Consider the following 14,105-nt stretch of genomic DNA (forward strand, 5'->3'; position numbering starts at 1 on the left):
CGTTTGTACTCTTTTTTATACGATTCGATAAGGCTTTTAAGCAGGCTGTAAACCTTACTGGTCCCTTAAAGCCGTTTCTTTTATGAATTCAAGTGAAATTATCCGGTTGCTTCACAGTTTTTTATTTTGCTTTCACTAAGCTTCTTGCCTTTTAAAGCAAGGAATTACAGGTCGTTTTATTCAATTTCTCTAGAATTCAGTATCTTTTTGAACGTTAACTTTGTTGAATAGATTTTTTTTATTCGATTGTAAGGTTAATAATATTTTAACAATTCATTAACGCTCCTTAATCTAGAGTGAGTAATCAAAGCGATACCGCAAAGCAATACCCGCAACGCTTTCGTATCGGATGTGGACATGACGAATAGATAATGAATACGCATGTTATCAGGGCGGGCAAGTAGAAAGAGCTGAAGATGAAAAAGTCACCCACTATAGATATGTTAAAACAACTCATTCATTTTGATACGACGAGCATTAACTCAAATTTGGAGTTGATGAATTACGTAACAGAATACCTAAATTCGTACGGTGTTGAGAGTACATTGATCTACGATGAAGATGGGAAGAAAGCCAACCTTTTTGCCACTATTGGCCCAGCAGGTATTTCAGGCGTTATGTTGTCGGGACATACTGATACTGTGCCCGTCACAGGACAGAATTGGACCAAAGAGCCTTTTACTCTGAGTGAAGAAAATGGTCGTTTTTATGGCCGTGGTACCAGTGACATGAAAGGCTTCGTTGCAACTGTTCTTGGTGCGGTGCCAAAGATGGTTGCTCAAGAGTTGCAGATACCTATACATCTCGCTTTTTCTTATGACGAAGAAATTGGTTGTATCGGCGTGCGTAGCTTGATTGATATGTTGAAGAATTCTCCTACCAAACCTGCTGTATGTATCATTGGTGAGCCGACATCAATGAATGTGGTGACTTCTCATAAAGGAAAGCTGGCCGCTAAAGTAACTGTTACAGGAAAAGAGTGCCACTCAGGTATGGCTCCCCAAGGCGTAAATGCGGTTAATTACGCTGCACGTTTGGTTTCTTGGTTAGAAAACGTTGCGATAGAAAAACAGACTAATGGCCCATTTGAAGAGGGCTACGAAATACCTTATAGCACAGTACATACTGGAGTTATTAATGGTGGGAACGCCTTAAATATTGTTCCCAAGCACTGCAGCTTTCTATTCGAAATTCGCAATATAGCCGCAGAAGATCCAAAAGAGATACTCGCCGAATTTAAAGCATACTGCTCAGAACTAACGAGTGAAATGCAAAAAACCGATGCCAATTGCAAGATTGATATCGAAATTACCACCGAATACCCAGGGTTAAATACACCTGAAAGCGACCAAGCGGTTGCCTTTGTCCGCAAGCTTGCTCAATCAACAAACCACGCCAGTATTAATTTTGGCACTGAAGGAGGATTATTTAATCACCATTTAGGTATTCCTACCGTTGTTTGTGGACCTGGTAGCATGAATCAAGGGCATAAACCAGACGAATATATTCATGGAGAGCAGCTAGTTAAGTGTGAAGAATTTATAGATCGTCTGATCCTAGAGCTAAGTACTAATCGTGACATTCATCTAGACCTTTAGATATGGTGGATTGGTATAGGTTCTAAAATAAACGTTAAACTAAAAAGGAAAGTTCAATTATGGAAATTAGTCAGAATCATCCACAAAGTTCAGCTGAACCGTCAGCATCGACATCAACCTTTAAGAGGACACTCGGCCTTGGATCGCTATTAGCTGTTTCCGTGGGTTTAGTTGTGTCACAAGGTGTAATGGTATTGATGCTTCAAGGTGCTGGCATTTCTGGATTAGGGTTTATCATACCGCTCATCATCGCTTACTTCTTGGCAATCACTTATATTTATTCTTTTTCTGAATTATCACTAATGATCCCTAAAGCAGGTGGTCTTGCAAGTTACACTGAGGTCGCAATTGGGCATTTCTCAGCCATACTCGCGGTCTTTTCTGGATACGTTGTGGTAACCATGTTCGCCGTCTCAGCCGAACTCTTATTAGTGGATTTTGTCATTAATAAAATCTTCCCAGATGTGTTTCCTACATATGCCGTTGGCTTTGGGTTACTTACAATCTTTACTCTTTTGAATTTAAAAGGTATTGATGTATTTGCTAAATTACAATCTGTTCTAGCTTTCGTCATGATTACGTTACTGCTTATTATCGCGCTAAGTGCTCTTGCTGGCCCTATGGATGCGAAACCGATAAGTCTTGATGCTCTGACGGCTGACTGGAACCCATTAGGTCTCGGTGTAATCACGCTTGCTGCATTAGCGATATGGGGTTTTGTTGGCGCAGAGTTCGTTTGCCCATTAGTTGAAAACGCGAAAGAACCTAATAAAAACATCCCTCGCTCAATGATTATTGGGATGACTATTATTTTTGTCACCATCTCTTTGTATTGTTTTGCCGCTCTACTGTATGTACCCGCTGATCAGTTAGCAGGATCGACATTACCTCACTATGACTTTGCACTTGCTGCTTTTGGTGATATCGGGCTTATTCTTATTGCGGTAATTTCAGTCACTGCAACATGTAGTACCGTTAATACCTGTCTTGCTGCTATACCTAGAATGCTTTACGGCATGGCTTTAAATGGACAAGTGTTCCCACAATTAAAAGTTCTTTCTAAGAAAAATAAAACACCTTGGGTAGCAGTACTGTTTGTCGCGGTAATTACCGGTATTCCAATGGTATTGCTTGTAGACCAGCCTGAATCTATTGGTTTACTTCTTGTTTCGGCAGCAATCGCTTGGTTGATTTCTTACATCATCACGCATATCAATGTGATTGTGTTACGTCGTCGTTACCCAAATCTAAAAAGACCATACAAAACACCTTTTTACCCATTACCACAGATCATCGGGATCGTTGGGATGATTTACTCAATCTACTATGCATCACCAGCACCAGAGCTTAGTTTTCAAATCTTCAGTTCTGCAGGCGTTGTATTAGGTGTTGTCTCAGTAATAGGTGTTATCTGGGTGAAATTTGTTATGAAAAAAGGTCTATTTACTCCAGAGCCAATTGAATCAGTATTGGATTCGGACAAATAAACTGCATAAGTTAATAGAAATATAAAAGCAAAATTACATTTTAACGTTGTAAACAAAAATCTGTTTTTAGCTACATGTTATTGACCACTGTGTTGAAACGTGTAGCTAAAAACTCTTGCACTACGATTGAGGAGTTCCCCTACAATGAACTATTTAGATAAAGAAATGCAAAACGTTTGGCAAAAAGATAAAGATCACCACATTCATCCTTGGACTGATTTTTCATCATTTAACGAAACGGGAGCCATGATTTTATCTGGTGGCGATAATGCACATGTTACTGATGGCGCTGGTAAACGGTATTTAGACGGTATCGGCGGATTATGGTGTGTCAATATTGGCTATGGTCGTCAAGAGATAGCGCAAGCAATGGCCGAGCAGGTAATGAAAATACCTTATTATTCTGCATTTGGTCACCACACTACTCAGCCAGCTGCTGAATTGTCGGCAAAACTTGCAGAACTCGCACCTGGCGATCTCAATCACGTCTTCTATGGTTGTGGGGGCTCTGTTGCAAATGACACCGCTGTTCGTATGGTTCATTTTTATTTCAATCAATTAGGCAAAACTTCGAAGAAAAAAATCATTTCGCGTATTGATGGATACCATGGCAGTACTTACATGGCGATGTCGGTTACTGGCGTTAAATTCGATCATATCGGCTTTGACATCGAAGAAGAACTTGTTCACCACATTTCATGTCCTAACTCTTACCGTCGACCAGCAGATCAAAGCTTAGAAGACTTCTGTGATGAAAAAGTGCAAGAGCTTGAAGATAAGATTCTGGAACTTGGTCCTGATAATGTCGCGATGTTTTTTGCTGAGCCAATCATGGGTGCTGGTGGCGTAATTGTTCCGCCTCCTGGGTACCACAAAAGAACTTTGGATGTTTGCCACAAATACGACATTCTTTATATTTCTGATGAAGTGGTAACGGCTTTTGGACGATTAGGCCATATGTTTGCCTCCGAAGATGAGTTTGGTATTGTTCCAGATATCATTACTTGTGCAAAAGGTTTAACTTCTGGTTACATTCCTCTTGGTGCCACGATTATTTCAGATAAAATTTATGATGTAATCAGTAAGCCACAAGCTGAAGGTGCATTATTTACTCACGGTTACACCTATTCAGGTCACCCTGTGAGTTGTGCAGTTGCACTTAAAAACATTGAAATACTTGAAAGAGAAAATATTTGTGACAATGTAAAAGAAATGGGTAGTTACTTTGAAGAGCAGCTACGCACACTTAGTGATCTTTCTATCGTTGGGGATATTCGCGGTAAGAAATTTATGATTTGTATTGAGAATGTCGCGAACAAAGAAACAAAAGAGCTAATCGATGGTAAAGCTAAAGTAGGCAATAGAATCGCAGATTATTGTGAAGAACAAGGACTATTAGTTCGTCCTCTTGCTCACATGAATATCTTGTCACCGCCACTTATTTTGACAAAAGAAAACATCGACTTTCTTGTCAGTACATTAAGAGGTGCGATTGAAAACACTATTTCCGATTTAAAACAGGAAGGGTTTATTTAATAACCATTAGAATTAACGTTATAAGGTTTCCGCAAACCTTATAACGTATTCTTTATTGTAGGTTTACTTCTTGTGCTTAAATTTTTCAAAATCATAACTTATCATTTTATCTATTCAAATGTTAAATGTAGGTTTGTATAAAAATTAATTAACCATAGACAACAAAGGATTAAATATGTCTACAACTAATACTCAAGAAAGTTGGCTAAAGCTAAAAAATGAATTGGTCTACCAAAATCAAGCATGGATAGATGGTCAATGGCACACTCCCACAAATGGTGAAACCTATGCAGTAACTAACCCTGCAACGGGTGAAGTCATCGTGGATATGGCAGCCTGTCAGCAAGAGGATGTTGATGTAGCTGTTGCGGCAGCAAAACGTACCTTTGATGCTGGCGTTTGGAGCTCGACTTCACCTGCTCACCGTAAAGCTGTGTTAAAAAAATTAGCTCAATTAATTTCAGAAAATACCAATGAGCTCGCCCTTCTTGAGTCGTTGAATATGGGTAAGCCCGTTGCAGACGCAGTTAGTATAGATATCCCCGGTTCAGCTGCTTGCATCGAATGGTACGCAGAAGCCATTGATAAAGTTTACGGCGAAGTTGCCCCTACAGATGCAGATAATTTTGCCACTATTACGCGAGAGCCTATTGGTGTGATCGGTGCTGTTGTTCCTTGGAACTTTCCTTTAGATATTGCTGTTTGGAAGATAGCTCCGGCACTAATAACAGGGAACTCCATTGTCTTAAAGCCAGCGGAAGAGTCACCACATACTGTTTTAAAACTCGCAGAGTTAGCTAAAGAAGCAGGTCTCCCTGATGGCGTTTTAAATATTGTTACTGGTGTTGGTGCGGTAACTGGCCAAGCTTTAGGTCTACACAATGATGTTGATTGTCTTGTGTTTACTGGCTCAACAGCGACGGGTAAGCGCTTCTTAAAATATTCTGCAGAATCGAACATGAAGCCGGTTTGGCCCGAAACGGGCGGAAAAAGTCCAAATTTAATATTTGCCGATTGTGATTTAGAAAAAGCCGTTACTGGTGCGATAAACGGTATTTTCTTTAACCAAGGCGAAGTGTGTTCAGCTAACTCAAGAATCTTAGTTGATAACAAAATAAAAGCTGAGTTTATGGATGCGTTTATTAAGGCGGCCGAAAAACTCGTACTTGGTGACCCTCTAGATCCTGCAACTCAAGTTGGTGCAATTATCGACCAAGCTCAAGTAACACGTATGTTAGCAACGATTGAGAAAGCCAAAGAGCAGGGTGCCAAACTTGTTCTAGGCGGTAACGCCGATGAAACCAAGCGGTTTTTATTCCCGACGATTTTTGATGAAGTCACACCGTCGATGGAAGTCGCAACCGAAGAGATTTTTGGCCCTGTTGCTGCGGTCATCGGTTTTGATACCGAAGAAGAAGCTGTTCAAATTGCGAATGACTCAATTTATGGGCTAGCGGCTTCTATATGGAGTAATAACCTATCTCTTGTTCACCGTGTATCACGAAAATTACGCGCCGGAACAGTATCAGTGAATACGGTTGATGCCTTAGACTTCTCAACACCTTTTGGTGGTTACAAGCAATCTGGTTTCGGACGTGATTTATCATTACACGCGTTGGATAAATTCACCCAGCTAAAAACCACTTGGATCAAACTAGTCTAGTGATTAAATGCTTGTAAAACGAAACCTTCTGAGACTATGCCTCAGAAGGTTTTTTTATCACGATAAAGTGGCGTTAGGTAAGGTATACATACAATAACTATTCGCGTTTTGGTTACTTCAACCCAAGCTTTTTAAGAAAAAACACTGCCGGGCAGAATCCAGTAAATGCACTTTGAATTAGATTCACACCGATAAAGGCAGTAAACCAAACAAAATTCGCATGAACGAAATAGGTGAGAACCAAAGACACTAACACCATCACACCCGCAAAGATCTGAATACCTTTATCAATAGTCATAAAAACGTTCCTCAAGTAGTCGATAGTTCAAACTATAAATAATTACATTAGATAAGTCTAATTAAAGTTAAGCTAAATTCACAATACCTAAATAAGAATTGACTAATATAAAAACTGACGTATCATTCTTGTACGAATATAAGTGGGTGAGGCAAGTATGAAACGATCAGATATCGATATTGAAAGCATGCAGAAGAATGCCAAAGAAGTGTCTGAATTGTTGAAAATAATGGCTCATCCTGAACGCCTGATTGTATTGTGTCAATTGACTCAGGGAGAGGTCGGGGCCGGTCAACTGCAACAAGGATCGAGTTTGAGTCAGTCTGCTTTTTCTCAACACCTCGGTTTATTACGTAAGCATGGTTTGGTTGTGATTAGAAAGGAATCACAACAAGTTTACTACTCGCTTGCGGACCAACGTTCATCAAGAATCATAGAAAGCCTAGAACAGATCTTCTGTGAATAATATTGTTTTGCAAGTCAACGAATTAAAGTTCATGACCCATATAAGGGAGAATAAGATGAGAAACGCTTACTTAGCTACTGCTGTTACATTGTCGATGATGGGAGTGAGTTTGACGAGTTCCGCAGAGCAACTCTTTACCGTGAGTCGTGATTCGATTCCAAACCTTATTCAATTTGATGGTGTTGTTGAAGCAGTCAACCAAGGAACGGTAGCAGCACAAACCAACGGACGGATTGTGGGGATAAATGTTGACGTTAATGATCGAGTGAAAAAAGGTGATGTGTTGTTAGAAATAAGTGCAGCCCAGCAAAGTGCATCGCTCGATGCGGCACAAGCACAGCTAAGTAGCGCGAACGCTCAGAATCGAGATGCTCAGTCTCAAGTGAAACGCTATCGTTTGTTATTCCCGAAAGGCGCGATTTCTCGAGAGCAGATGGACAGTGCAGAAGCTCGAGCGAATAGCTCTGAAGCCGAGGTAAAGTCGGCACAAGCAAATGTGACTAAGGCAAAGGATGCATTAGGTTATACCCGTATTAAGGCACCTTATGACGGAGTTGTGACAGAGCGCTTCGTCGAGCTGGGAGAAACAGTCGCGCCTGGCTCTCCGCTGTTTAGTGGTTATGGGGTATCGCAGCTTCGAGTGAAAACTCATGTTCCGCAATACTATCAATCTCAAGTTAACGACGTCAGTCAGTTCCAAGTGCATTCACCGTCTGGTGCTTCTTTGACACCCACGTCGTACAACTTATTCAGTTACGCAGATCCTCAGACCCATACCTTTACCATTCGCTTGGAACTTTCTCAAGAAGCCAATGATCTACTGCCGGGCATGTGGGTTAAAACCGATTTTAATTATGGTGTTCATTCCGCTTTAGTTGTGCCAAAAGAAGCGGTGATTCGTCGTGGTGAATTGAGTTCGGTGTATCGTTGGGTGGATGAGCATTCGGTACTCAATCCAGTGCGCCTTGGACAAGTGTATGAAGGTTATATTGAAATACTTTCTGGGCTAGAAGTAGGTGATCAGGTTGTTAGTAAGGCTGTTACGCTGGAAGGTAAATAGTATGGATAAGCCATTAGGAGTTTCTGGCCGTATCGCGGCGATGTTCCAACATTCAGCAATTACACCACTACTTGCCATTGTTGGAATGTTAATGGGATTGTTCGCCGTAATGGTGACACCCAAAGAAGAAGAGCCACAAATTGATGTGACTTTTGCTGACATTTACATACCTTTTCCCGGAGCTTCACCGCAAGAAGTCGAAAGTTTGGTGACTAACCCTGCAGAACAGATCATTTCTGAAATGCAGGGGATTGATAAGATCTATTCGTTCTCTCGTCCAGATGGTGCGTTGATTATTGCGATCTTTGAAGTCGGGGTATCACGTAATGATGCCGTGGTGAGAACCTACAATAAACTCTATTCCAATAACGACTGGATGCCGCAAGGTGTCGGCGTTGGCCAACCGGTAATCAAACCGAAAGGTATTGAAGATGTCCCGATCGTGAGTATTACTTTAAGTGATAAAACCGGTCGTTTGGACAACAAGCAATTAACCCAAGTCGCTTCTGGTTTAGAGACTGAGTTAAAACGTATTCAAGGTACGCGTGATATATATACCATAGGCAAACATTCGACCATTGTTGACGTGCGTCTTGACCCAATAAAAATGAACGGATTTGGTATTACACTTGATCAACTTAATCAAACTTTGGTTGCGGCTAACGCATCGTCCTCAACCCTCAAAATTACTCATGACAACCAGCAATTTCCTGTTCAAGTTGGGCAATTTTTAACTCGAGTTGAAGATGTAAAACAGCTGGTTATTGGAATGAACGAAAACCTCCCAGTTTATCTTTCTGATGTCGCAGAAATAAAAATAGGTGCCGATACACCAAGTCAGAATGTGTGGACCAGTAACAAAGAGAGTATTCACCCAGCGGTGACGATAGCCGTTGCAAAAAAGGCAGGGGAGAATGCAGTTGATGTCGCGAATCAGGTTGAAACTCGTTTAGAAGAGCTTAAAAATCAACTGATTCCAGAGAACATTAGTGTCGATATTACGCGAGATTATGGCCAAACTGCCGCCGAAAAAAGCAGTAAGTTAATTGGGAAATTAGCCTTTGCGACCGCTGCAGTTGTGTTGTTGGTGATTTTAGCCATGGGTTGGCGCGAAGCGATTGTGGTGGGTATCGCGATTGTGATTACCTTAATGATTACCTTGTTTGCATCGTGGGCGTGGGGATTTACCCTCAACCGAGTATCGTTATTTGCGTTAATCTTCTCGATAGGAATATTGGTGGATGACGCCATTGTGGTAGTGGAGAACATTCACAGACATATGGCACTAGGAAAACGAAAACTCAAAGATCTGATCCCAATAGCAGTCGATGAAGTGGGTGGGCCAACGATCTTAGCCACACTGACAGTCATTGCTGCACTTTTACCAATGGCATTTGTGTCGGGGTTGATGGGACCATACATGAGTCCAATTCCAATCAATGCCTCGATGGGAATGTTGATATCACTAGCGGTGGCGTTTGTGCTTTCTCCTTGGTTAGCGAGTCATTTGCTTAAAGATGCACACCACGAAGAGAAACCAGCCTCTAAAGGGGTGTTTTATAAGGTTATGGCTCCGTTTGTTTTATCCAAACGTCAGGGGCGCAATCGATGGTTCTTATTACTCGGTATTTTTGCATTAATTGCGGGATCATTGATCTTGCCGTTGACTAAGACTGTCGTAATGAAAATGCTGCCATTCGATAACAAGTCAGAGTTTCAAGTTGTTCTCGATATGCCAGACAATGCGTCATTAGAAAAAACACAGCGTGTGTTGTTCGACGTTGGCCGAGAACTTAGTAAAGTGCCAGAAGTCACGGATTACCAAATTTATGTGGGTACCGCAGCCCCGATTAACTTTAACGGTTTAGTGCGTCACTACTTTACTCGAAGCGATGCAAATCAAGGGGATATTCAAGTTAACCTTGTTGATAAAAACCATCGTGATAAATCGAGTCACCAAATTGCCAGTGAAGTTCGTCCTGCCTTACATGCAATAGCAGAGAAATTCGGTGGAAAACTCAAAGTCGTTGAAGTGCCGCCGGGGCCACCAGTGTGGTCGCCAATTTTAGCGGAAGTCTATGGGCCAACGCATGAAATTCGTAAGCAAGCGGCTCGCGAAATTCGTGAAGTGTTCAAAGCAACCGATGATATTGTCGATGTTGATATCTATCTACCCGAGCCGTATAAAAAGTGGCAGGTAGTGATTGATCGCAACAAAGCCTCACTATTACTAGTTCCGTATAACAGCATTGTTAACGCCATCTCTACGGCAGTGGGTGGACAAGCCGTGACGTACTTACACAATGACTACAATAAATACCCGATTCCAGTACAGGTGCAGGCCAGTGAGTTAGCCAAGGTTCGTTTAGAACAAGTGATGAACATGATGGTGGGTAGTTCGAATGGCAGTCGATATCCTCTGTCTGACTTAGTGACTGTGCGCCAAACCGATATGGATGATTATATTGTTCACAAAAACTTGGTGCCGACGGTGATGGTCGTTGCGGATATGTCGGGTAGTACCGATAGCCCACTGTACGGAATGTTTGATGTCTATTCAGAACTCAATAACCTTCCATTTAGCATTGAGCAGAACTTGATCGAACAACCCTCTGGTATCGATAAAGTTGCGGTTCTTTGGGACGGTGAATGGACCATTACTTATGAAACGTTTCGAGATATGGGCATCGCATATGGTGTTGGAATGATTCTGATCTACTTGTTGGTGGTCGCACAGTTCCGTTCGTATTTGGTTCCGTTGATTATCATGGCACCTATTCCGCTCACGATCATTGGGGTTATGCCGGGTCATGCGATATTAGGAGCGCAGTTTACGGCGACCTCTATGATTGGCATGATCGCTTTAGCTGGAATTATTGTTCGTAATTCAATTTTGCTGGTGGACTTCATTAACCAACAAGTTGATGAAGGGATGGCATTTGCTGATGCCGTGATTAACTCTGCTTCAGTTCGAGCCAAACCAATTATGTTAACCGCATTAGCAGCGATGATTGGCGCGGTGTTTATCCTGGATGACCCAATATTCAATGGTCTAGCAATCAGTCTGATCTTCGGTATTTTTGTTTCGACCGTATTGACCTTGGTGGTGATTCCGGTGCTGTATTACGTAGCAATGAAGAAGCGGTTTACGCTTGAGGTAAGTTAGAAACTGATTCGGGCACTAATATAAAACCCTCTCTGTGAACTCGATGTCCGCAGAGAGGGTTTGTCATTTTTAATCGTGACTATTTACACTGTTCCAAGCTGCTTATTAGCGCAACAAGAAGTGAACTGTATTGCTCTTTTCCTATCGCAATATTGGCACCTAGTGGGTCCATAACACCAATCGTGTTTACTGTTGAATCTTCAAACACCGTTTGTACCATATCCGGATTATATTGTGGCTCGGTGAAGACACAGGTAACACCCAGATCGCTAACGGTTTGGCGAATTTCCGCAATACGAGCCGGACTTGGATCTGACGCATCTGAAATTGAAATCGCACCGCTTGCCAATAATCCAAAGCGTTGTTCAAAATATTGGTATGCATCATGGAATACGATGAATTTAGCGCCTTGTAATTCCTGTGCTTGTCGTTTTATATCAGCCGTCAGTTGATGTAAGCGTTCAATAGCCGCGCTTGCATTGTTCTGATATGCCTGAGCATTATCACTGTCTGCCTCAGAGAGTGTTTTGGCAATTGTGTTCACCCACGCTTCTGCGTTTTGAGGATCTAACCATACGTGAGGATCATGCCCTTCGTGATGATGGTCGTCATGACCTTTTTCATCATGGTGCTCGTCTTCATGATGGTCGTCGTGGCCTTTTTCATCGTGGTGCTCGTCTTCATGATGGTCGTCGTCGTGGCCTTTTTCATCGTGGTGCTCGTCTTCATGATGGTCGTCGTCGTGACCTTCTTCGTCATGGTGAGCATGAGCTTCAAAGGTTGCGCCTTCACGAAAATCATAAAGAGTAACGCCTTCAGTTTCCATCATTTCAATTTTTGTTGCGCCACTTGCCAGAGTCTCTAACGGTTTTTCAAGCCAAGGTGTTAATCCTTCGCCGATCCAAAATACAATATTGGCATCAGACAGTGCTTTTGCCTCCGATGGACGCAAATTGTATTCATGTGGTGATGCTTCTGGGCGAATTAATAAGTTCGGTTCGCCAACACCATTCATAACTTGTGCCACCAATGAGTGTAGCGGCGCAATGTCTACGGCAACGCGAGGCACTTGGGCGTAAGCCTGAGAGGCGCTTGCCACGCTAAGGCAGACACCCAATACGGCTTTCTTAAACATGCTTTTCTCCTAGTAATGTCCAAATCAGTCACCAATATGAAGAGTGGTAACCTTTTCTATCTAATGTTGTTATGTTATAACATAACAACATTGAGCAATGTCTGGCAACTGATTTTTGCTTTAGCCCATTTGCCTGACGAAATCCCGCTATTAAGAGAACGTAGATGTTAATTTCCTCACACGCATTGTCTGTGAAGTTCGGTAAACACGTGATATTGGATCGCGTAAATTTGTCAGTAAATCGAGGTGAAATCGTCACGATTGTCGGCCCTAATGGATCTGGAAAGTCGACCTTATTAAAAACCTTAATAGGGGCGGTTCCTCTTGCTGGTGGACATATTGATCGTGCTGACGATTTGAAAATTGGCTATGTTCCTCAACGCCTGCATATTGATGAAACCTTACCGATGACGGTCGTTCGATTTCTGACACTGCCAGTACGTCATTCAAAAGAAGCAATTGGTGATGCTTTAACGCGAGCAGGAGTCGCTGGTTTTGAAAAGCAGCAAATAATGTCATTGTCAGGAGGGCAACTTCAACGAGTTTTATTAGCGCGAGCGTTGTTAGAAGAACCTTCCCTTTTGATATTGGATGAAGCAACTCAAGGGCTCGATCAACGTGGAATGATCGATTTTTATCAACAGATAGATGCAATTCGCAAAGAAACCAATTGTGCCGTGATTATGGTAAGCCATGATCTTCATGTTGTGATGCGCCGAACTGACCGCGTGATTTGTCTCGACGGTCGCATATGCTGCCAAGGTGTACCAGATAAGGTGACGGAATCTCCAGAATATAAAGCGTTATTTGGTCTGGATGATGATGAGGTGCTTGGTGTTTACCGTCATCACCCGCATTCGCATCAGGGCCAAGGAGCATCGACATGTTAGATGACTTTCTTTGGCGTGCTGCGTTAGCCGGAATTGGAGTGACATTGGCCGCTGCGCCATTAGGCTGTTTTATTGTTTGGCGCCGTATGGCGTATTTTGGTGATGCCACTGCTCACGCGTCAATGTTAGGCGTTGCACTGTCACTTTCTTTCTCACTACCAATTCTTCCCGGCGTATTATTTATATCGCTTCTTATGGCGATCACCGTATCTTCATTCAGTGGGCGAGGATATGCGATGGATACCTTGCTGGGTGTGATGGCGCATTCTGCATTGGCGGTTGGACTGGTGGCGGTTTCGTTTTTGTCTGGTGTCCGGCTCGATCTTATGGCGTATCTGTTTGGGGATATTCTTGCTGTTAGCAAAACAGACTTGTTGGTGATTTGGGGAGGCACAATATTGGTCATAGGCCTGATTAGTCACCGCTGGTCTCGCTTACTGTTGTCAACGTTAAATAAAGATTTAGCTCTTGCCAGTGGTTTTTCGCCAAAACGCGAACAATTGATTCTTACCATTGCACTTGCCTTGGTGGTCGCCGTCGCCATAAAAGTGGTTGGCGTATTACTCATTGTCGCAATGTTGATCATTCCTGCTGCGACCGCACGCCCGTTTAGTCGAACTCCTGAAATTATGGTGGTGCTAGCAGCACTATTTGGTAGCGGATCCAGTGTCGTTGGTCTGCATTCTTCGTTTGTATTTGATACCCCTACCGGCCCCACCATAGTGTGTGTGGCTGCTGGATTCTTTTTAGTGTCGAGTGTGGTTTGGAAAATGACAAATAACACTCGCTCAATCAAGGAGTGAATA

11 protein-coding genes are annotated in these 14,105 nt (G+C 42.5%); 9 read left to right on the plus strand and 2 right to left on the minus strand.

Annotation, left to right across the window (positions count from 1 at the left end; all coding sequences use genetic code 11):
* The first annotated feature begins 416 nt into the window (after positions 1 to 416).
* From argE to ACWU4D_RS05230, 4 genes are all read left to right on the plus strand, one after another.
* Positions 417 to 1,598: an acetylornithine deacetylase gene (gene argE / locus ACWU4D_RS05215; protein WP_456050336.1), complete on the plus strand. Its 1,182-nt coding sequence runs from the start codon at positions 417 to 419 to the stop codon at positions 1,596 to 1,598.
* Positions 1,599 to 1,657: 59 nt separating this feature from the next.
* On the plus strand, positions 1,658 to 3,085 hold the full coding sequence (locus ACWU4D_RS05220; RefSeq protein WP_456050337.1) for an APC family permease: 1,428 nt from the start codon (positions 1,658 to 1,660) through the stop codon (positions 3,083 to 3,085).
* 144 nt (positions 3,086 to 3,229) lie between these two features.
* The gene (locus tag ACWU4D_RS05225) at positions 3,230 to 4,621 is read left to right on the plus strand and encodes an aminotransferase (protein WP_456050338.1); all 1,392 of its coding nucleotides are present in this window, start codon (positions 3,230 to 3,232) and stop codon (positions 4,619 to 4,621) included.
* 175 nt (positions 4,622 to 4,796) lie between these two features.
* A complete protein-coding gene (locus ACWU4D_RS05230) occupies positions 4,797 to 6,284 on the plus strand; it encodes an aldehyde dehydrogenase (protein ID WP_456050339.1) in 1,488 nt (495 codons plus the stop codon).
* Positions 6,285 to 6,396: 112 nt separating this feature from the next.
* On the opposite strand, the gene ACWU4D_RS05235 is transcribed toward ACWU4D_RS05230, so the two are convergent.
* Positions 6,397 to 6,582: a YgaP family membrane protein gene (locus ACWU4D_RS05235; RefSeq protein ID WP_456050340.1), complete on the minus strand. Its 186-nt coding sequence runs from the start codon at positions 6,580 to 6,582 to the stop codon at positions 6,397 to 6,399.
* Positions 6,583 to 6,739: 157 nt separating this feature from the next.
* Here ACWU4D_RS05235 and ACWU4D_RS05240 point away from each other — a divergent pair, with 157 nt between their 5' ends.
* The 3 genes from ACWU4D_RS05240 to ACWU4D_RS05250 are packed head-to-tail and all read left to right on the plus strand — an operon-like array spanning position 6,740 to position 11,274.
* Positions 6,740 to 7,048, plus strand: coding sequence for an ArsR/SmtB family transcription factor (locus tag ACWU4D_RS05240; protein ID WP_456050341.1), 309 nt, complete (start codon positions 6,740 to 6,742; stop codon positions 7,046 to 7,048).
* Between the two features lie 55 nt (positions 7,049 to 7,103).
* Positions 7,104 to 8,108: an efflux RND transporter periplasmic adaptor subunit gene (locus ACWU4D_RS05245; RefSeq protein WP_456050342.1), complete on the plus strand. Its 1,005-nt coding sequence runs from the start codon at positions 7,104 to 7,106 to the stop codon at positions 8,106 to 8,108.
* Position 8,109: 1 nt separating this feature from the next.
* Positions 8,110 to 11,274, plus strand: coding sequence for an efflux RND transporter permease subunit (locus ACWU4D_RS05250; RefSeq protein WP_456050343.1), 3,165 nt, complete (start codon positions 8,110 to 8,112; stop codon positions 11,272 to 11,274).
* 79 nt (positions 11,275 to 11,353) lie between these two features.
* Here ACWU4D_RS05250 and ACWU4D_RS05255 read toward each other — a convergent pair whose 3' ends face one another.
* Positions 11,354 to 12,409 carry a zinc ABC transporter substrate-binding protein gene (locus ACWU4D_RS05255; RefSeq protein ID WP_456050344.1) on the minus strand — a complete coding sequence of 352 codons (1,056 nt, stop codon included), beginning with the start codon at positions 12,407 to 12,409 and terminating at the stop codon, positions 11,354 to 11,356.
* A 164-nt stretch (positions 12,410 to 12,573) separates the two neighbouring features.
* Here ACWU4D_RS05255 and ACWU4D_RS05260 point away from each other — a divergent pair, with 164 nt between their 5' ends.
* Entirely contained in the window at positions 12,574 to 13,299 is a 726-nt protein-coding gene (locus ACWU4D_RS05260; RefSeq protein WP_456050345.1) for a metal ABC transporter ATP-binding protein, read from the plus strand.
* Positions 13,293 to 14,102, plus strand: coding sequence for a metal ABC transporter permease (locus ACWU4D_RS05265; RefSeq protein ID WP_456050346.1), 810 nt, complete (start codon positions 13,293 to 13,295; stop codon positions 14,100 to 14,102). The genes ACWU4D_RS05260 and ACWU4D_RS05265 overlap by 7 nt, the downstream gene beginning before the upstream one ends.
* Positions 14,103 to 14,105 lie beyond the last annotated feature (3 nt).

The organism is Vibrio phycocola (genome assembly GCF_053850235.1).

What these genes read in the sequence shown, in the direction of transcription:
- ACWU4D_RS05225 (WP_456050338.1), top strand. Translation starts at nt 3,230, where the DNA reads ATGAACTATTTAGATAAAGAAATGCAAAACGTTTGGCAAAAAGATAAA.
- ACWU4D_RS05230 (WP_456050339.1), top strand. Translation starts at nt 4,797, where the DNA reads ATGTCTACAACTAATACTCAAGAAAGTTGGCTAAAGCTAAAAAATGAA.
- ACWU4D_RS05250 (WP_456050343.1), top strand. Translation starts at nt 8,110, where the DNA reads ATGGATAAGCCATTAGGAGTTTCTGGCCGTATCGCGGCGATGTTCCAA.
- ACWU4D_RS05245 (WP_456050342.1), top strand. Translation starts at nt 7,104, where the DNA reads ATGAGAAACGCTTACTTAGCTACTGCTGTTACATTGTCGATGATGGGA.
- argE (WP_456050336.1), top strand. Translation starts at nt 417, where the DNA reads ATGAAAAAGTCACCCACTATAGATATGTTAAAACAACTCATTCATTTT.
- ACWU4D_RS05235 (WP_456050340.1), bottom strand. Translation starts at nt 6,582, where the DNA reads ATGACTATTGATAAAGGTATTCAGATCTTTGCGGGTGTGATGGTGTTA.
- ACWU4D_RS05220 (WP_456050337.1), top strand. Translation starts at nt 1,658, where the DNA reads ATGGAAATTAGTCAGAATCATCCACAAAGTTCAGCTGAACCGTCAGCA.
- ACWU4D_RS05240 (WP_456050341.1), top strand. Translation starts at nt 6,740, where the DNA reads ATGAAACGATCAGATATCGATATTGAAAGCATGCAGAAGAATGCCAAA.
- ACWU4D_RS05255 (WP_456050344.1), bottom strand. Translation starts at nt 12,409, where the DNA reads ATGTTTAAGAAAGCCGTATTGGGTGTCTGCCTTAGCGTGGCAAGCGCC.
- ACWU4D_RS05265 (WP_456050346.1), top strand. Translation starts at nt 13,293, where the DNA reads ATGTTAGATGACTTTCTTTGGCGTGCTGCGTTAGCCGGAATTGGAGTG.
- ACWU4D_RS05260 (WP_456050345.1), top strand. Translation starts at nt 12,574, where the DNA reads ATGTTAATTTCCTCACACGCATTGTCTGTGAAGTTCGGTAAACACGTG.